This window comes from Desulfocapsa sulfexigens DSM 10523 (genome assembly GCF_000341395.1).
In the GTDB taxonomy this organism is placed as follows: Bacteria; Desulfobacterota; Desulfobulbia; order Desulfobulbales; family Desulfocapsaceae; genus Desulfocapsa; species Desulfocapsa sulfexigens.
On record NC_020304.1, the window covers coordinates 3,101,362 to 3,120,898 of the forward strand.

The following is a 19,537-nucleotide window of genomic DNA, read 5'->3' on the forward strand; positions in this document are numbered from 1 at the left end:
GAATGAATAGTAAACTTCTTAACTGGGAAAACAATCTATCTGGTAATTATCAATACTGATCATATGATTTTTACCAGGTCATTGCAAATTAAAATTATCGTTTTCCTAACGGGTCAGTTGACGATATTTTATTCTGTGTGGCTGGTCGGCTTTCGATCCCAGTCGAGCTTTACGGTCTTTTTCATAATCAGAGTAATTTCCCTCAAACCAGACAACCTTGGAATCTCCTTCAAAGGCGAGGATATGGGTTGCTATCCTGTCAAGAAACCATCGATCATGGCTGATAACAACGGCGCAGCCACCAAAGTTTTCGAGGGCCTCTTCGAGCGCTCTCAGGGTATTAACGTCCAGGTCATTTGTCGGTTCGTCGAGTAACAACACATTCCCGCCTTCCTTGAGCATCTTGGCAAGGTGAACTCTGTTTCGTTGGCCACCAGAAAGAAGACCGACCTTTTTCTGTTGATCAGAACCTGAAAAATTGAATTTACCAACATAGGCTCTGGAGTTAACCTCACGTTCTCCAAGAATTACAGTCTCCTGCCCCTCGGAGATTGCTTCCCAAATCGTTGATTCTGGATCAAGGCTATCTCGATTCTGATCAACATATCCAAGCTTTACGGTTTCTCCAAGGCGAATGGTACCTTCGTCTGGCGTGTCTTCGCCGGTGATCATTTTGAAAAGAGTTGATTTACCGGCCCCATTAGGACCAATAATTCCAACAATGCCACCTGCAGGGAGTTTGAAATTCATATTGTCAACAAGGAGGCGGTCACCGAAGGCTTTACGAACGTGATCAGCTTCGATAACAACTTTGCCGAGGCGAGGCCCGGGTGGAATGAAAATCTGCAGTTCATTGGAAAGTTTCTCGGTGTCCTGATCCATCATTTTCTCATAGGATGCAATACGAGCTTTTGATTTGCCACGACGTCCTTTAGGGGACATTTTGATCCACTCAAGTTCTCTTTTCAAGGTTCGCTGCCGACTGCTTTCTTTTTTCTCTTCATTGGCAAGTCGCTTCTCTTTCTGGTCAAGCCATGAGGAGTAATTGCCCTTCCACGGTATACCACGTCCTCGGTCAAGTTCCAGAATCCATCCTGCGACATTGTCGAGAAAGTATCTGTCATGAGTAACAGCTATAACGGTTCCGGCATATTGCTGGAGGTGATGTTCCAGCCAGGCAACTGATTCGGCGTCAAGGTGATTGGTAGGCTCATCGAGGAGTAGGATGTCAGGCTGTTTAAGGAGAATACGACAGAGAGCGACACGTCGTTTCTCACCACCTGAGAGATGCTTGCATGTGGAGTCTGATGGTGGGCAGCGCAGAGCATCCATTGCCATCTCAAGTTTGGAATCAAGGTCCCAGGCATCGAGATTGTCGAGTTTTTCCTGTACTTCTCCCTGACGATCTATGAGGGCCTGCATCTCGTCATCATCCATGGGTTCAGCGAATTTTTCATTAATCCTGTTAAATTCGTTTAAAAGATCAACGGTTTCCTGCGCACCCTCTTCAACAATTTCCTTGACGGTTTTGGCAGGGTCAAGCTCAGGTTCCTGAGGGAGATAATCAACGGTGAGACCAGGAGACATCATCGTCTCTCCATTGAACTCCTTGTCTATACCGGCCAGAATGCGAAGCAGGCTACTTTTTCCAGAGCCGTTCAGCCCAAGAACTCCAATTTTTGCTCCATAAAAGTAGGAGAGGGATATATCCTTGAGGATAACCTGGTCGTTATAGGATTTACTGACTTTAATCATCGAATAGATGACTTTTTTATCATCAACACTCATGTTTTTGATCCTGTTTGTTTAGAGAGGTTAAAGGCTGTATTTGCCGGAGAGAGAAAATCTTTTAATAAGGGAAATGAGACATAATAATCGGATTTTGATGAAAAGAAAAGATTGAAAAGTATCCATCCTCCAAAGTTTCATAAATACGCAATTTTGACCCTTGTTACTTGATATGTTAAGAAAAACTGGTAGTATCTACTAATGATGCAAATAAATTTGTCAATCCCTTGAAGCACCCGGGGCAAATATCTGTCAGACTGAGGTTGTATGAAGATACGGAGTATTATTTTTCTGATTGTTATTGCATTAGGTCTTTTTCCTGTACTCTTTCTTGTTGCTCTTAATTTACCCAAAACCATGGAAAGATTAGAATATGCGGCAGAACTTGAAACTCAGGCCAGATCCCAGGTGGGGTTTACTCAGCTGAATGCCCGTATACTCTGTTTGAAGAAAAGTCTTATTCGTTCCGCGACACTTCCCTCCGTTTATGCAGCGATTGAAGATTCATCCGGAATACCTACTTTGTCAAATGTTGTGAAGAGATGGTTTGAGAATGATGAACAGGTAAAAGGTATGATGCTTTTCAATGCTGATGGAGTCGAACTTCTTTCCCTGCATAGAAAAAACAGTCACTTTGCCCCATCTGATTTTTCAGAAAATCATAAGGACCACCTGTTTTTTAATCAGTCGCTGCAGGTACCCGATGACCAGGTATTGGTCAGGTTGGTCGATCAGGAAACAGATCCCTTTCATCGTACCGGTAAAGAAGAATATGAACTGATTATGTCGACTCCAGTTATCCTGGATAGCGCCGTCGGAGCTATCGGTATTATGTTGATGCGTATTGACATGTCACATTTTTTAACAAATTTCACAGATTCTTACTGGGTTACAGGTGACGGCAATTATGTCCGTGGTTGTGTGGCTGACAGTGAATCATCGGATAGAGATTCTGGTGAGATCAGTGATTCCTGTAATGCTTTTGATGAGTTTCCCGATCTTAACAGAAGCGTATCCAGAGATCCTATTATATTGTCTGGAAATGATAAACGAAAAATAGCCTGGGTTCCTTTGGTCTTCAATAAGGAACACCACGTTGTGATGTGGGTTGGAACGCTGATTGATGACAGTGCAATAAAAAAATGGAAGATGACACTTACCGTAAATGTTATTGTGCTCATTGTTGTAATGACCATTCTTGTTTTTATTGCCGCAAACTGGATCTCTGCTAAAATTGAAATTCTTCAAAGGGATCTCCTGACACGGCTCGATGATATTATAAATAAAGAAAAACGGATCGATTTCCATTGGGGCGGACCTCTGGAATTGCAGAATTTATCACGTGATCTTACTGCATTCTCTGAACGCTACAGTTTAACCTGTGAGGCTAGAAACCTTGCCGAAGCCTCTCTGAGTGAAAGCGAAGACAAATTTCGAAGTCTTACCGGATCTGCACTTGACGGTATAATCCTCATGGATAATGAAGGATATATAACCTATTGGAACGAGGCAGCTGCTACAATATTTGGCTATAGTCCTGAGGAAGCCCTTCAACATCCCATCCATTCGCTGATTAATCCTCGCCGTGAAGGAGAGGATCTGTCAGTGGAACCCCTGGAAACCGGAAAGTCGGCAGAGAGTTTATCACAGACCGTTGAGCTTATCGCACGAAATGAAAAAGGAGATGACGTGTATGTGGAACTTTCACTGTCATCAACTACCATCAAAGGAAAGTGGCATGCCATCTGGATCGTCAGGGATATCAGTGAACGGAAGAGGAGTGAGGATGAAACAAGAAAACAGCAGCAGCAACTTCTCCATGCAGATAAGATGATTTCTCTTGGACTTCTTGTGTCAGGGGTTGCCCATGAAATTAATAATCCCAACTCTATTGCTCTTTTGAATACTCCGATACTCTTTCGTGCCTGGGAGAGTGCAAAGCCTATTTTGGATGAGTTTTTTGAAGAAAATGGAGACTTTTCCATCGCTGGCCTGGATTACAGGGAGATGCGTCAACAACTTCCTCGCATATTTTTAGAACTCGAAGAAAGTGCTCAGCGGATCAAGCAGATTGTTATGGATTTGAAAGATTATGCCAGACAGGAGACCAGTGGCCAATTGGTACCCGTTGATATCACAGAGGTCGTTAAATCCGGTATTCGCTTAACATCAAATACCATTCATAAGAGTACCAATAAATTTATAACTCATTTTTCTCCAACACCTCTTATGGTTCTTGGTAATAGGCAACGTCTAACCCAGGTTGTTATTAACCTTATTCAGAATAGCTGTGAGGCTCTTGAAACAACAGACATGTCCCTTACTATTTCAACCCGTTATAATAAGGAAGTTGATGGTGTGGAAATTTCTATAAAGGATGAAGGCACAGGAATAGCCCCTGAGAATTTAAAACAGGTAACAGATCCATTCTTTACGACAAAACGGTCAATTGGCGGGACAGGATTGGGACTTTCTGTCTCAGCTGGAATAGTTAAAGAACATCACGGAGTAATGGATTTTAAATCTGAGTTTGGAAAGGGGACAGAGGTTGTTATCGTTTTCCCTGCGTGCCCCGCAGAGAGTAAGGAAAATTAAAATAAACTATACGAAATAGAGATCATGGTTAAAACTTTGTACCCAACATTACCGGTTTTATTGGTGGATGATGAAAATGCCTGGCTGAACAGTTTTGGACTGACTCTTCAGGTTGCCGGCATTAATAATATAGTGACTTGCAACGACTCCAGAAAAGTTATGGAGTTGTTGCGTGCTCAGGCCATAAGTGTTCTGGTTCTTGATCTTACCATGCCACACCTTGCAGGCGATGAACTGTTGCCTCAGGTGGTTCTTGATTTTCCTGAAGTGCCGGTAATCATTATTACTGGTTTGGATCAGGTTGAAACGGCTGTCTCCTGCATGAAACTCGGGGCTTATGATTTTTTCACAAAAGTTACCGAAGAAGAACGTTTAGTAACCGGAGTTAAACGGGCAATTACTTTTGGTTTGTTGCGTCGTGAAAACAGTTCGTTGAAGGAGCATTTCTTAAAAGATGAACTCCATAATCCCGATGCGTTCTCCCATATTATTACTCATAACAAATCTATGCGTTCAATTTTCCAGTATATTGAAGCCATCGCTACAACTGGTGAGCCGGTTTTAATAACTGGAGAAACAGGATCTGGGAAAGAACTATTTGCCCAGGCAATTCATTCACTTTCTGGGAGAGCCGGCGAGTTTGTCGCTGTGAACATAGCAGGACTTGATGGAACAATGCTTGCGGACACACTCTTTGGCCATAAAAAGGGGGCCTTTTCAGGGGCTGATCAAAGCCGCAAGGGCCTGATTGCCACTGCGACCGATGGCAGTCTTTTTCTCGATGAAATTGGTGATCTTACTGCCCAATCACAGGTTAAACTTTTGCGCCTGATACAGGAACGGGAATATTATGCACTTGGCTCTGACATTGCTCTAAGTACTAATGTACGCATGATATTTGCTACTCATCAAAACCTTGATTCATTGCAGGAGTCAGGGGAGTTCCGTAAAGATCTTTTTTTCAGGCTTCGAACGCACCATGTGCATATTCCACCTCTTCGTGAACGTCTGGATGACCTGCCGTTACTTTTAGATTATTTTCTGGACGAGGCAGCGAGCCGATTAAATAAGGCAAAACCTGCCTACCCTAACGAGTTACCTATTCTTTTGGGAACGTATAATTACCCTGGGAATGTTCGAGAATTGCAATCAATGGTTTTTGATGCCCTTTCTAAGCATCGCAGTCGAACACTGTCAATGGATGTTTTTAAAAAGTATATAGAGAGCAGAATGGGAACAGCCAATGATATTGAAGAAGAGGTGACTGGCGAAACAGTGTTCAGTATACTTGGAACCCTGCCTACCCTGAAAGCATCCGGGCGCTTACTTGTTAAGGAGGCATTGCACAGATCGCAGGGAAACCAGGCTATTGCAGCCCAAATGTTAGGTATTACAAGGCAGGCTCTTAATTGGCGGCTGAAGCAACAGTCTGAAAAAGACTAAAAAACGGGGAGGCTCTTGTGGAAAGAATAGAGTGTCTAATAGAAGGATATATACTGGACTTTGAGCAGGCAAGGGAACTTGGCCGAGTTATAGCAGAAAAAGAAAATGACTTTGCAACTCTTGTTTCATGGTGTGATCGTGACAAGGGGGTGCATTCACCCTGTTGTCTCAAATGTGAACTGAAAGGGGAGCCGGGATGGGAGGTATATGGGCGGAATCATGAAGGGCGATTAAGGATCTCCGTAGATAGTGACAGGTTTGTCTTTATCTATTCATAGTCTAATCTGGTAAAACCTTATATGGAATAGAACAGAGTGTGTTGCGCAAATGCGTTGTGCCATTTAGACAACAAAAAAAGGCCTTCAGTATGCAAGCATACCGAAGGCCTTTTTTTACTTCCATTCCGAAAACAGACTGTATTTTATTTATTGTCCTTGTCTTCAGAAAGTCCTTTTACAAGCATGGCACCGGCAAGTCCAAGTATGCCGATATCTTTAGCTTTTCTCATAGCAGGTTTCACCATTGAAGCCATCATGGCACGTCTTTTAACGCTACCCATGTCAGCAAGTTTTGGTGTGTAGTCTGCAAAGAGAAGCCCCATATCCTTTTTGTTGCCATAGTAGCGAGAGTTAGGACCAATGTGGCCATCTTGTACTTCAAGGCCTTTGGCACCTTTCTTCACGTACTGTGAAACGGCGGAATTAGGATCATCAAGATCACCGAAAATACGAGCATCGGCAATACATGTTTGAACACAGGCAGGTACAAGGCCCTGGTCAACACGAGGTTTACAGTAAGTACATTTGTCGACCTTTCCCTCGCTGTTATCGTCAGCTTGGGCAGGATTAACATAACGTGCGCCGTAAGGACAGGCGTCGGCACAGGCACCACAACCAAGACAACGATCCTTGTCGACTTGTACTGATCCATCAAATGGATCTTTCCAGGTGGCTGCTACCTCTAGAGTGGTAGTTTTTCCTGTTTTAACATCTGTGAAAGTCCTTTCAACGACATCTGCAGGACATTCCTCCACACAGGGTGGTTTGTCACAGTGATTACAAAGTCCGGGATAGTAGGTTGAGGCCATTCCATCATCGGTCATGGTTGGGCCAAGACGTTTTACCCAGTTACGCTGGTAAGGAACTGGAACTTCCCACTCTGCCCGACAGGCAATAGTGCAGGCATGACAGCCGACACAGCGTTCCAGATCTATGATCATTCCATATTGCATTGAATATATCCTCCTGAAAAGGCTTAAAAGATAAGATTAAGCTGGAATATCCAGAACCTTTCCATTTTTGATCAATTTAACAAAGTTATTTCTCATTCCGTGACATCCGGTTTCAGGGTCAACAGCCAGTTTGGTGATAAGAGAAGTGTCATCTACACCAGCGCCAACACCTATTGTCATAAGTGGATTGGCACTACCAAAACCGTGGTACATATAAACACAGTCTTTTCTGATACCGGCAGTGACTTTCACTGTGGTGGTGGTAGCGGATTCAACTCCCTCACTGTTTACAAAACCAACAGTATCGCCATCAATGAGACCAATTTTCGCGGCAACCTCATCATTCACCCAAACAGGGTTGTCAGGCATGGCATTGTGGAGCCATACGTTATTCTGACTTCTGTTGAAGGTATGAACAGGGGCACGTCCGTACAACAGTCTGGCAAATCCCTTTGGATTGTCAGGGACTGGTATATAGGTTGGTGCTCCCGGATGTCCGGTATCAGCGATATCTTCGTTGAAAAGACGGACTTCAAATTCTTCCGGGATTCCGTATGGGTCTTTGCCTGGCTGAATATGGATGCCATCTTCAGCTTTCAGTTTCTCAATTGAGAGATTTACAGTGGCCAGGTTCTTGTCAACCATTTCTTCCATGGTTTTTACAGGAATTTTAGCCTCGTGGCCCATGCGTTTGGCAATTTCATTGGTGATGTAGATCTGATCCTTACGTTCAAACATAGGTGGAACGAGAGGCATACGGGCAGAAATGTACTGCTGATGCTCCTTGGAGAGATCCCATTGTGTTCCAGTCTTGATATAATCGTAACGCTCAAGATAACTTGCTTCAGGCAAGAGAATGTCAGCCCACGCAGTTACGTCAGTTGGCATAACATCAACACACATGACGAAATCCATGGCGTTGAAGAGATCTTTCATCATCTGCTGATTTGGGATGGTCTGCATTGGGTTCTGACCCCACACAACACAGCTTTTGATTGGGTAGGGTTTGCCTGAAATAGCACAGTCCCGAATGAGGTCGGTTGGGGTTCCAGGGGGATTGTAAGGATAAACCTTTTCGTCCTCATGATGATCATAATTGAGATCATACTTATGACCATGATCCTCTTTCTTCCAGCTTACACCGCCTACCTTTGGTCCTTTTGCTGGAACCCAGCCACCTTTTACATAGTAGGCGCCAAGAATTCCGGTGAGACAGGCAAGTGCACGCTCGCGTTGGAAGTCATTTCCATGCCATGAAACGTGACGGCCTGGATGGATTGCGACATTTGGCGCATTGGCTGCAAGCATCTCAGCAACTTCTTTGATCTGAGCAGCTGGAATATCACATTCCTTTGCAGCTTTTTCTAAGGTCCATTCTTTTATTGATTCAGCAAACTGCTCAAAGCCATCGGTATGATCTTCAACAAACTCCTTGTCATACTTATCGTTCTGTACCAGGTAATTCATGATGGCAAGCATGTAGGCAGTGTCTGTGCCAGGTTTGATCTGAACCCAGATGTCAGCCTTTGCAGCAGAAGCTGAAAAACGAGGATCAGCAACAATCAGCTTAGCTCCATTTTGCAAACCTTGAATGTACTGTTTGATGTGAGAAACATGAATGTTTTCACCAAGATGGTCTCCAATAAAAAAGAGAACTTTGGTGTTTGGCATATCAATTTTTTCACCGGGGGCTTTGCCAATGGTGGCAACGTATGCGGTGTCACGAATACCGCGACACTGAAAAAAAGAAGCCTCGGAGACATTGTGAGTTCCTACGGCACGCTCAAAATAGTGCATGGGGTATTTTGCTGAAGCACCATGTGGAAAAACACAGATACCTTGAGCACCATATTGATCAACGGTATTTTTCAGCTTGGAGCCACATTCATCAAGTGCCTCTTTCCAGGAAATACGTTTCCACTTCGGGGCACCACGCTTTCCGACGTTTTTCATTGGGTACTTCAAACGGTCCACATCATAAAGCAGTTTAACACCTGCATTACCACGAGCACATATAGCAGTGCCGTTATCAATGGATTTTGGGTTTCCTTCGAGCTTCATCAGGCGGCCGTCACGAACTTTACCGACCAGCTGACAACGCCAGAAACACATTTCGCAGATCCCACCCACAACGGTTTGATCGCCAGCAGTACCCGGTGTGTCGAGTGCTGATTTGGTGACACCGGTGCTAGCGGAAACAACCTTCGACAGAGGTACCGAGGCTGCTGCCAGGGTTGCCGTCTGAAGGAATTTACGCCTCGTTAGGTTGAAAGCCATCTTTGTCTTCCTCCTTAGTAAAAAAATCAATTAATTGTACAACCACCCTATAAAATGGATGGTGAGCTCCTTTCGTTACCCTGGGGTGAAACTTTTTGTACCAGGGGCGAAACAGTTTTTTCAAGAACTCCTCTTCTCCGGAGAAGTCGTTTTCTTCGGCAAGAAGTGACAGGAATTCAAGTTCATGAATTAAATGGTCGGGCAGATCAGCGCTTTTATCCATTTCAAAGCCTTTGGTATGGTAAAAGGCGAGAGTGTCGCCGGCAAATGTTCCCTGTAAAGATTGGTCCATGTATACGGATCCGTAAGGGGGTGCAACGACGTGAGGGACTCCATTGATAAAGAGTCTGGTATATTCGACCTGAAGGTCTTCGATTGCATCATCTGTATTGTCAATTGCTTTTTTGATGGCGATACCATCTTCAACGGCGTCTAAGGTTCCTAGAAAATTGTAGAGGACATTGAAGAATTCATCATTCATCCATTCTTGATCAGGGTACTGCATGCACTGAGCAAGGAAACGGTAGACCCGGGCGATATCATTGGAAGGTTCAGTATCTAACATGAGTTGTTATATTAAAAGCAGTAGTGTCAAAATAACCTGGTCTTGAAGAGTTATGTTGCATTAGAGAAACAGTGGTTTCATTCTTCAACTGTAATTGTCACAAAGTAGTGCCTAGCATAGCCACATGGAACTATCTTGTCAACGAATTGCTGCCCACTAGGCTTGAAAAAACAGGTAGTTGAGAATGATTTGCAATCCTGTGCCATCTGGTACCCTTAATTTTCTGTAAAAATTCATAAAAAACCTTCCAGTTACAAAGCCTGAAGTAAAGAACTTTCTAAACCTCAATGAGGAGGTTTGTAAAGTAAAATTGTCATGATTGGCGTATCTTGCCAGACTGTCAATGTGCGATATTTAAATAAAATCATACTTACAAGGTGATGAGGCCTTCTGGACCGGTGCAAAATAAATTGCTATCTGGTGCAAAAAAGTTTGCTATTATTTTTGTCATATGTTAGCAATTACACATAAGGGAATAAATGTAGTACTCAGGGCCTGGCAGGGTGGTTTTTGAAATATTTTGAAAGGGAGATTAAAAATGAAAGGAAAAACAATTTGTTTTGCACTGGGGCTGATAACAATTTTGATTTCGGCGAATTCATTGATAGCAGAAGTTGTAGTAGATCCCACGTATTCAGAAATTGATGGTGTTTATTTTTCTGATCCCTCTGTCAACTGTATTGAACTCAAAAACTCTGAGGCCTGCGAGATGTTTAAGGCTGAGGAAATTTATTCCTCAAGGGATGGAATTTCCTATTCAGATTGTACCATAGAATGTGAGGATATGCTTGAGAGTGATGCATGTTTCAGTTTTCGTGACACCTATCCATGTCCTGGGGATTCAGATTCCCTAGTTGCCTCTTTGAGCTCTTTGGAAGACGAAAATCAAACTACAAATTGAGAACAAGTTTGTCATACTACTGCGACAATGTATAAAAAATTCTGGGGAGAATAAAATGACTCGAAAAAACATGTTAGTACTTACAGGGCTAGTGATTTTCACTTTTACAACTTGTCTTGCTTTTGCAGCAGAGGATGAGTGGAGTGATTATGACCCATGTGGCTGGAATGTTGAGAATGAAGGAGTTGGAACAGAGGATGTCGCAGAACTTCAGTGGACGGATTATGACCCTTGTGGTTGGAATGTTGAGGAAGCTGTGGATGGTTCTGTAGAAGTTGCTGAGCTTGAATGGACAGATTACGATCCATGTGGTTGGAATGTTGAGAATGAAGGAGTTGGAACAGAGGTTGTCGCAGAACTTCAGTGGACAGATTATGACCCCTGTGGCTGGAATGTTGAAGATGATACCATGAAGTCTGAGGTTGTCGAGGTGTTTGCTGCTGATACTATGGTAACGGGCTATATGAACTGATCACCTGTATTTATTATTGACCCTGTTCACATTCGGGATATCTGTTTTGTGCGTAGCTCCAGCCCTAAGTAACGGAGCTGGTCTCAAGAACAGTATCCCGTTTTTTTATGGCATGCTGGTGAGTAGTGCAACTGTGCTTGTTTGAGTAAGAGGAAATGTGGTTTTATGTATGCTTCAGCCATGGTTTTAGTATGCTGATTTGTCAATAGTAATATTATGTTTTTTAAGGTGCTTCCAAAGAGTAACTCTGGAAATACCGAGAATCCTGGCGGCCTCTGATTTGTTTCCATTGGCAGCTTTAATGGCTTGCAGCAATTGTTCCCGTCGATTTTGGGATGTGCTGATTTGTGGGGTTCCAAAATGTCCCGCAGGTTGATTGTCTTTCTGAAATTGCTGAGGAAGGTGTTTAGGGGTAATTTCATCCTCGGGGCATATTACAAAAGTATATTCTATAACATTAATCAGTTCACGAATGTTTCCTGGCCAGTGATAGTCTACTAAAAGATCAAGGGCATCTTTTCGGATAGTAGTTATATCTTTTTCTATTTTAAGGTTGGCATTGTCGATGAATGTTTTAACCAGAAGAGGAATGTCTTCCGGATGGTTTCTCAGTGGGGGGATAGTTATTGGGATAACGCCAATCCTGTAAAAGAGATCTTCCCTGAATTTATGCTCAAGCATGAGAGTGTTCAGGTTTTTGTTGGTTGCTGAAATCACACGAACATCTATGGAAATTGGTTGATGGTCTCCAACACGTTCAACTTCCTGTTCCTGAAGAACTCGCAGGAGTTTGGTTTGCATGCTAAGAGGGAGATCACCGATTTCATCAAGAAAAATTGAACCTTTGTTCGCTGCCTCAAACCGTCCAGTTCTATCCCTGTCTGCACCCGTAAAGGCCCCTTTAGTATGGCCAAAAAGCTCACTTTCAAGAATGTTTTCGTTTAATGCGGCGCAGTTCACCTTGATAAAAGGAGATTTTGCGCGTCTGCTCAGCTTGTGGATTGCGCTGGCAACCAACTCTTTTCCTGTGCCACTTTCTCCATAAATAATAATTGGAGCATTGGACAAAGCTGCACTTTTAATGAGTTCGTACACCTGCTGCATGGTGGAACTGTTTCCAATAAGACCATGAAAGCTGTTACCACGATTAAGTTCTCTGCGGAGATCACAGATCTCCTTTTCTTTGTCGATAACTGCAGTGAGGTCAGTGAGGGTCTCGACACCGGCTACGGTAACGCCACTTTTGTCAGTCAGAACCGTTGCATTTTTCAGGACTTCAACACGGGTACCATTCTTTTGCTTGAAAGAGCAGTGCAGGTCACTCACGTCTCCCTTTCTGAAGAGACTGCATCGTCTTTCCTTGTCCACGACATCATGGCCGAAGCAATTGTCGCACTCCAGTATATCACAGGGTTGTCCAAGAAGTTCTTCTCTGCTGTAGTGGAGAAGATCTTCCAGTGCCCTGTTGACATACAGAATATTTCCCTGAACATCAACGAGCATGAGTCCTTCCTTCATTTTATCTACAACGTCTTTCCAGTTATCACAGAAGTAATCTTTAATCTTTTCTTTCTGTATCATAGGGCGATGGTAAGCTCTTTTGGAGTGTTAAAATTCTGTTAAGTTGTTAAGGGAGGTTAACAGAAAAAAAATATTATAGCCATTGATAAGTGTTGTTTGTCGTATTGTCGTTCAGCTTGTTCTGTTCTAAATAATAGGGTGTCTCTGTTTGCCTGGAGTTTTCCTTCGTTTCCAGATAAATGAATAAATGCTTAACAAGGTGCTGCTGTAAAAAAAAAGTTTCTATTTGCCAGGTAGTATGAAAAATCAATCACTTGACAGTGATTCGATATAATCCTGCAAGGCTGTATAGCTGTTGCAACTATGAATTGATTTTCTGATTTGTGAACTTCCTGAAAATTCAGAGAAGTAGCGTCCAGTGTGGTTTCGTATATAGGCAAGAGCCTTGTTGGTATCAAGATATTCCGCCATGAGCTCCAGGTGTCTTTTAACCGTTGGGATGATAGCATCCAAAAAACTGGGTCTGCCATCAATTTGAAACACCCATGGATTACCAAGTGCAGCACGTCCAATCATGATCCCGTCACAACCTGTTTCGTCCATTCTTAAAAGACCTTCCTTATAGCTATGAACATCTCCATTTCCGATCACAGGAATGGAAACGGTGTCCTTTACTTGGCGAATAATGTTCCAGTCGGCGCTACCTGAAAACGCCTGGGCCCATGTCCGCCCATGAACAGTAATGGCTGCAACACCCGAGCTTTCACACATCTTTGCAAAATCGATGGCCGTTATGTGACCATTGTCAATACCAGCCCTTGTTTTTACCGTTACAGGTACCGTCGAATGGGCTATCACCGCCTGAATAATTTTTTCTGCAAGGGGAATGTCTTTCATAAGTGCTGAACCAGCCCCTTTTTTTGTGACTTTGCGAACGGGGCATCCCATATTTATATCTATAAACGATGGTGAGTGTTCACATAGCAAGGCAGCGGCCTTTCCCATAATAACAGGGTCGGAACCGAAGAGTTGAAAGGATACTGGTCGCTCGGCAACAGAGGATGCAAGCATTTGGAAGGTTTTTTTTTGGCCGTAAATCAATCCATGACAACTTATCATCTCAGAGACGACTAAGCCAGCTCCATATTCACGACAGAGCAGCCTGAATGGCAGGTCTGAATAGCCGGCAAGTGGGGCCAGGATGAAAGGGGAATTTAAAGTGGTTTTTCCAATGCGTAACATTTTTTTTACAGCTGATTTTTTTTTGTAAACGAGTTAGTATTGCGGGGTTTTATGATTCATTTTGTAACATTTTGATATCGTTATTATAATAAGTGTTTGTATTTATTCCTGTCATTCGAATTGGCAGATTACCCTAATATTTCATGGAGACTCAAATGACCTTACAACTTACTATGCAATCCAGTGAATTGTCCAGTGAGGAGTTAAGCACACTGAAGGCGATGCGTCAGCGCTGTGCGAAAAATATTCTTTTATCTACCAGTCTGGCAGGATCTGGACATCCCGGTGGCTCGCTCTCAACACTCGACAATCTACTGGTGACTTATGGTTGTATAAAACACGATTCTAAACAGCCTGAGCTGGAGGAACGTGACCGGGTTATTATGAGTATTGGACATGTATCCCCTGGAGTATACTCAACTCTTGCTGAATATGGGTATTTCACCGAAGAAGATTTCCTTACAGGATTCCGTCGAACTGGATCTGGATTTCCAGGTCATGTGGAGCGTATTGTTCCCGGTGTCGAATGGGATACTGGGAACCTTGGTCAGGGACTTTCCACAGCCGTTGGATTGGCCCATGGATTTAAAATCCAGAAAAAGAACAACCAGGTTATCGTTTTCATGGGGGATGGAGAGCACCAGAAGGGGCAGATTGTTGAAGCAATCCGTTACGCCTCTAAATATAAGCTCGATAATTTAATTGTCGTTGTTGATAGAAACCATCTTCAGATATGCGGTACCACCGAAGAAGTTATGCCTCAGTCGATTCGTTCTCTCTATTCTACCAATAACTGGGACGTACACTATCTTGAGGATGGTCATGATTGTAACGCCTACTTTCAAACATTTTCACGGGCATATCAGAAGCAGGATGGAGTTCCAACAGTAATTGTGTCACGCACCACCATGAGTAAAGGTATCTCTTTTATGGAAAATATCCCTAAATATCATGGCTCACCGCTTGATCGAGAATCTCTTGCAAAGGCAATGGCGGAGCTTGGTTTTGAAGATGAATTTGACAAGTGGAGTACATTACGTAGGAATCCTGTAGGAACAAAGACGATTCAGCAATACAGGGCGCCTGTTGTATCAGTGAATAAAGGAGAGCCAATACTCTATGAAGCTGGGACCATGCTTGACAACCGTTCTGCATATGGAAATGCTCTCCTTGGTTTGGCTGAAGCGAATAACAGCGACAATAAAATGGTTGTTGCCGGTATTTCCTGTGATCTTGAAGGATCTGTAAAAATGGGAGGATTCCACAAACATTCTCCACAAGCCTACATGGAGGCTGGAATTCAGGAACACCATGCGGCAACCATGGCCGGAGGGCTTTCCAGCCTTGGTCTTGTGACTTTTTTCAGTACTTTTGGAGTGTTTGCGGTATCCGAGGTTTACAACCAAAATCGACTCAATGATTTCAATCACGCCAGTGTGAAAGTCGTTGCTACCCATGTTGGACTTGATGTTGGTGAGGATGGGCCGACTCATCAGTGTGTTGATTATCTAGGATTGTTTCGCAACTATTTCAGATCATCAGTTTTTATGCCTGCTGACCCTAATCAGACAGATCGCATTATTAGATTTATTGCCAAGGAACCTGGAAATGTGTTTGTTGGTATGGGGCGCTCCAAGACTCCTGTCATAACAAAAGAAGACGGAACGCCGTTTTTTGATACTTCCTATGAATTCCAGGCAGGTAAGGGTGATTGGATACGTAAAGGAAGCGATGCGACGATTATCACCTATGGTGCTGTGGTACCTGCGGTTATGGAAGCATGGGAAATACTACGTCAGAAGGGACATTCCGTTGCAGTTTTAAATATGGGATCTCTGCTTCCAGTTGATAGAGAGGCAGTTCTAACAGCTGCTGACACAGGAGTTGTTTTAACTGTTGAGGATCACCATGTTGAGACAGGGCTCGGCAGTATTGTCGGAACTATCCTTGCGGAAGCAGGAATGGGAATACGATTTCAGAGATCCGGTGTCGTTCAGTATGGCGGATCAGGAAAGCCTGCAGAACTCTATGCCAGTCAGGGACTTGACGGAAAATCAATTGCAACTAAAGTTGAAGGAATGCTTGCCTGAAAATAGCAATTGTAGAAAGTTTAAAATAACAAAAAAAGGCCGTTCCAGATGGAACGGCCTTTTTTGTTACGACGATTGAAAAGATTTCTTGATTACCATCGAAGCTCAGCTTTGCAACCCGGAGTTGTTCCGTGTCGACTTTATGGGACGCCATAAATCCATCCCTGGGGGCTCTGCTGCGGCCGTCCAGGCCGCAGATGCCCATATAATCAACACGAAACACCCCCTCCTCAGGCGGTAGGCTGAGGAGGGGGGGTAAGCAGGAAAAATTTTCTTTTTAGTTTGTCTCTTTGGAGAGAATACTCAAGGATTTGATATAAATCTTCTCAGAAAGGTCTTCAATGATGGTATCAAGTGCTGCTCGTTCATTGTCTGCGTTACTGGAAGAGTTGGAGCTAACCGGATACTCTTCACTCCACACTTCATTTCCAACTTCCATAAGAACTTTACCACTCTCTATATCTTTAAGTATATAGCGTACCGTCAGGAGCACCCTTACTTCGGTAGCATTATTACCGATGCCGTATGTAAGACTTGGCAGATCAATGGAGACTATTTCACCGGCCAGAATAAGCTGCGCCCCTTCTTTCTGTTTGGTGACTTGTATACTTCCAGATTTCTGATACCAGCGGGTAAGAGACTGATAAATTTTGGCATCAAGCAAAAGATCATTTGTGCGATTGTGCCAGTTGGTGATATAGAGATTTCGTTCAGGCCCGGAATATACGTAGGGGTTGTGGTATCCGCAGGAAGCCAGAATCATACCTGCAACAAGAATAAAGGGGATAAGAAGCTTTTTGATTTTCAATTTTATGCTCCATGAAATGTAAATATTTATAAATATAAATGAGATAAGAGGATATTAATAGCAGATGGTATCCTCAAATGACAATATTAACAAGTTTCTTCTTTACGACAATAACTTTTTTGATTGCCTTGCCATCTATAAATTTCAGGGCGTTCTCATCTTTTAATGCCATTTCTTCTAAGGTCGCATCGTCAATATCAGGTGAAACCTGAAGGCGTGACCGAACTTTTCCCATCACCTGGATTACAATAGTAAGTTCTTCTTCCTTAGCGGCGTCTTCATCCCAGGATGGCCATTGTTCATCATCAATGAACCTGTCGTTGTGAATAGTGCTCCAGAGTTCTGCACAGAAATGTGGGACCATTGGGCAGAGAAGAATAAGCATACTGTCAACCGCCTCACGGATGACAGAACTACCAAGAGCATCCTTCTGCTGGTCACTGCTCAGGGATGACAATGTGTTAAAGAGTTCCATTATTGCGCTTATGGCTGTATTGAAGTGAAAATTGTTTTCAATATTACCTGTAACACGTTTGATAGTTTGGTGGGTCTTGCGATGGAGTTCACGTTCTGTGTCGTTGAGATCATTACTTGTAATGACCTCGCCATTTTTGATCGTATCAAGATGGGCCTGGACAAAGCGAAAGATTCTGTTAAGAAATCGAAAACAGCCTTCAACTCCCTTGGCATTCCATTCAAGATCTTTTTCGGGAGGAGCAGCGAAAAGGGAAAATAGTCTGGTTGTGTCGGCACCATATTCACTGATTAGATCACTGGGATCAACCACATTGCCTTTGGATTTTGACATCTTTGAACCATCTTTAATTACCATGCCCTGGGTGAGCAAATTGGTAAAGGGCTCATCAATGTTGAGATATCCTAGATCCCGAAGCACCTTTGTAAAGAAACGTGAGTAAAGAAGATGGAGAATGGCATGCTCAACACCTCCAATGTATTGGTCAACAGGTAACCAATGCGAGGCCTCTGAACTGTTCAGTGGCGATTCGGTGAATCGTGGACTGGTATAGCGAGCAAAGTACCATGAGGATTCCACAAAAGTATCCATGGTATCTGTTGTTCTTTTGGCCTTGCCATTACATTTTGGACAGTTTGTTTCGTAAAAAGCCGGTCTTTGGTGAAGTGGTGCACAATCGTTTTGCTGTGCTCCTCTGTCTTCAGGAAGAGTAACCGGGAGTTCTGCAACGGGAACAGGCTGAGTACCGCAGATGTCACACTCTACCATGGGGATGGGTGCGCCCCAATAGCGTTGTCTGGAAATACCCCAGTCGCGCAGACGATAGGTAACTTTAGCATCCCCTATATTTTCTGATTTTGCAAAATCAATGATTGCCTGTTTGGCCTGTTCAGAGTCACTACCAGTAAAAGATCCGGAATTGGCAAGGACACCGCGTCCCGTTATTGCCTCTTCCATCTCCTTTTCTTGGACCAGTGTATCCTCTGGAATGACCACGGGTTTAATGGGAAGGTTGTATTTTTTTGCGAACTCAAAATCGCGTTGATCGTGGGCTGGGACAGCCATAACAGCACCAGTTCCATAGGCCATAAGAACAAAATTGGCTACAAATATTGGAATCTTGTCACCGTTAAAGGGATTAATACAGAAACATCCGGTGTCAATTCCTTCCTTTTCAGTGAAATCCTGATTTGATTGCTGCTGTTTTTCTTTAATTATACGTCGTACGAAGTCGCGCACTTCACCCTCACGGGGATTGTCTTTCAGCAGGGTATCAAGCAAAGGGTGTTCGGGAGCAATGGACATAAAAGTGACGCCGAATATAGTGTCGGGTCGTGTGGTGAAGATGGAGAGTGTCTCTTTGTTAGCAAATCCATCGACTGGAAAGTCGCACTGGAGTCCAGTAGATTTTCCTATCCAGTTACGCTGCATGGTGACAACTTTATCAGGCCAGCCACCGAGTTGATTAAGGCTCTCGAGAAGTTCTTCGGCGTAGTCGGTAATTTTAAAAAACCAGCCATTCATCTCTCTGGCATCGACCATTTCATCACATCGCCAGCATGCTCCCTCGATGACCTGCTCATTGGCGAGAACGGTATGACAAGATTCGCACCAATTAACGGTGGTGTTTTTCTGGTAAACCAGTCCTTTTTCGTACATTTCGAGGAAAATCTGCTGTTCCCATTTATAGTACTTGGGATTGCAGGTTGCTATTTCTCGGTCCCAGTCGTAAGAGAGACCAAGCTGACGCAATTGGTTACGCATATAATCAATATTGTCGTATGTCCAGCGAGCAGGGTGGGTGGCATTTTTTATGGCAGCATTTTCAGCGGGGAGTCCAAAGGAATCCCATCCCATGGGATGGAGAACATTAAATCCACGAAAGCGTTTATAGCGTGCCACAACATCGCCTATAGAATAGTTGCGTACGTGGCCCATATGGATGCGACCGGAGGGGTATGGGAACATTTCAAGGACATAGTATTTTTCCCTGTTACTCTCCATGCTCACTCTGTAGGTAGCGTTGTTGAGCCAGTTATCCTGCCATTTTTTCTCAATGGCTTTGAAATTGTAGGTTATATCCTGGGGTTCTGTTGAAGACATATGAGGGCGGCCTCTTACCGCTAAAA

15 protein-coding genes are annotated in these 19,537 nt (G+C 43.5%); 7 read left to right on the forward strand and 8 right to left on the reverse strand.

Going from position 1 to position 19,537, the window contains the following annotated elements:
- Positions 1-105: 105 nt before the first annotated feature.
- Complete coding sequence (gene ettA / locus UWK_RS13810; RefSeq protein WP_015405003.1) at positions 106-1,788, reverse strand: energy-dependent translational throttle protein EttA; 1,683 nt, start codon at positions 1,786-1,788, stop codon at positions 106-108.
- 267 nt (positions 1,789-2,055) lie between these two features.
- Here ettA and UWK_RS18655 point away from each other — a divergent pair, with 267 nt between their 5' ends.
- The 3 genes from UWK_RS18655 to UWK_RS13825 are packed head-to-tail and all read left to right on the forward strand — an operon-like array spanning position 2,056 to position 6,104.
- Entirely contained in the window at positions 2,056-4,383 is a 2,328-nt protein-coding gene (locus tag UWK_RS18655) for an ATP-binding protein (protein ID WP_015405004.1), read from the forward strand.
- A 24-nt stretch (positions 4,384-4,407) separates the two neighbouring features.
- Complete coding sequence (locus tag UWK_RS13820; RefSeq protein WP_015405005.1) at positions 4,408-5,826, forward strand: sigma-54-dependent transcriptional regulator; 1,419 nt, start codon at positions 4,408-4,410, stop codon at positions 5,824-5,826.
- A 17-nt stretch (positions 5,827-5,843) separates the two neighbouring features.
- Complete coding sequence (locus UWK_RS13825; RefSeq protein WP_015405006.1) at positions 5,844-6,104, forward strand: AF1514 family protein; 261 nt, start codon at positions 5,844-5,846, stop codon at positions 6,102-6,104.
- Between the two features lie 143 nt (positions 6,105-6,247).
- On the opposite strand, the gene UWK_RS13830 is transcribed toward UWK_RS13825, so the two are convergent.
- The 3 genes from UWK_RS13830 to UWK_RS18660 are packed head-to-tail and all read right to left on the reverse strand — an operon-like array spanning position 6,248 to position 9,899.
- Positions 6,248-7,057: a 4Fe-4S dicluster domain-containing protein gene (locus UWK_RS13830; protein WP_015405007.1), complete on the reverse strand. Its 810-nt coding sequence runs from the start codon at positions 7,055-7,057 to the stop codon at positions 6,248-6,250.
- Between the two features lie 36 nt (positions 7,058-7,093).
- Positions 7,094-9,334, reverse strand: coding sequence for a molybdopterin-containing oxidoreductase family protein (locus tag UWK_RS13835; protein ID WP_015405008.1), 2,241 nt, complete (start codon positions 9,332-9,334; stop codon positions 7,094-7,096).
- On the reverse strand, positions 9,309-9,899 hold the full coding sequence (locus UWK_RS18660) for a TorD/DmsD family molecular chaperone (RefSeq protein ID WP_015405009.1): 591 nt from the start codon (positions 9,897-9,899) through the stop codon (positions 9,309-9,311). The genes UWK_RS13835 and UWK_RS18660 overlap by 26 nt, the downstream gene beginning before the upstream one ends.
- A 538-nt stretch (positions 9,900-10,437) precedes the next feature.
- Here UWK_RS18660 and UWK_RS13850 point away from each other — a divergent pair.
- Together UWK_RS13850 and UWK_RS13855 are read left to right on the forward strand one after the other, a co-directional pair.
- The gene (locus UWK_RS13850) at positions 10,438-10,800 is read left to right on the forward strand and encodes a hypothetical protein (protein ID WP_015405010.1); all 363 of its coding nucleotides are present in this window, start codon (positions 10,438-10,440) and stop codon (positions 10,798-10,800) included.
- Positions 10,801-10,855: 55 nt separating this feature from the next.
- Complete coding sequence (locus UWK_RS13855; RefSeq protein ID WP_015405011.1) at positions 10,856-11,272, forward strand: hypothetical protein; 417 nt, start codon at positions 10,856-10,858, stop codon at positions 11,270-11,272.
- Positions 11,273-11,458: 186 nt separating this feature from the next.
- Here UWK_RS13855 and UWK_RS13860 read toward each other — a convergent pair whose 3' ends face one another.
- Complete coding sequence (locus UWK_RS13860) at positions 11,459-12,853, reverse strand: sigma-54 interaction domain-containing protein (RefSeq protein ID WP_015405012.1); 1,395 nt, start codon at positions 12,851-12,853, stop codon at positions 11,459-11,461.
- A gap of 246 nt (positions 12,854-13,099) precedes the next feature.
- Positions 13,100-14,035, reverse strand: a complete 936-nt coding sequence (dusB, locus tag UWK_RS13865) for a tRNA dihydrouridine synthase DusB (RefSeq protein WP_015405013.1) — start codon at positions 14,033-14,035, stop codon at positions 13,100-13,102.
- Positions 14,036-14,190: 155 nt separating this feature from the next.
- On the opposite strand from dusB, the gene UWK_RS13870 reads away from it, so the two are divergent.
- The gene (locus UWK_RS13870) at positions 14,191-16,125 is read left to right on the forward strand and encodes a transketolase (protein ID WP_015405014.1); all 1,935 of its coding nucleotides are present in this window, start codon (positions 14,191-14,193) and stop codon (positions 16,123-16,125) included.
- An 88-nt stretch (positions 16,126-16,213) separates the two neighbouring features.
- Positions 16,214-16,366: a hypothetical protein gene (locus UWK_RS19630; RefSeq protein ID WP_167320753.1), complete on the forward strand. Its 153-nt coding sequence runs from the start codon at positions 16,214-16,216 to the stop codon at positions 16,364-16,366.
- Between the two features lie 36 nt (positions 16,367-16,402).
- Here UWK_RS19630 and lptE read toward each other — a convergent pair whose 3' ends face one another.
- Complete coding sequence (gene lptE / locus UWK_RS13880; protein ID WP_015405015.1) at positions 16,403-16,933, reverse strand: LPS assembly lipoprotein LptE; 531 nt, start codon at positions 16,931-16,933, stop codon at positions 16,403-16,405.
- A 73-nt stretch (positions 16,934-17,006) separates the two neighbouring features.
- On the reverse strand, positions 17,007-19,511 hold the full coding sequence (leuS, locus tag UWK_RS13885; protein WP_015405016.1) for a leucine--tRNA ligase: 2,505 nt from the start codon (positions 19,509-19,511) through the stop codon (positions 17,007-17,009).
- Positions 19,512-19,537 lie beyond the last annotated feature (26 nt).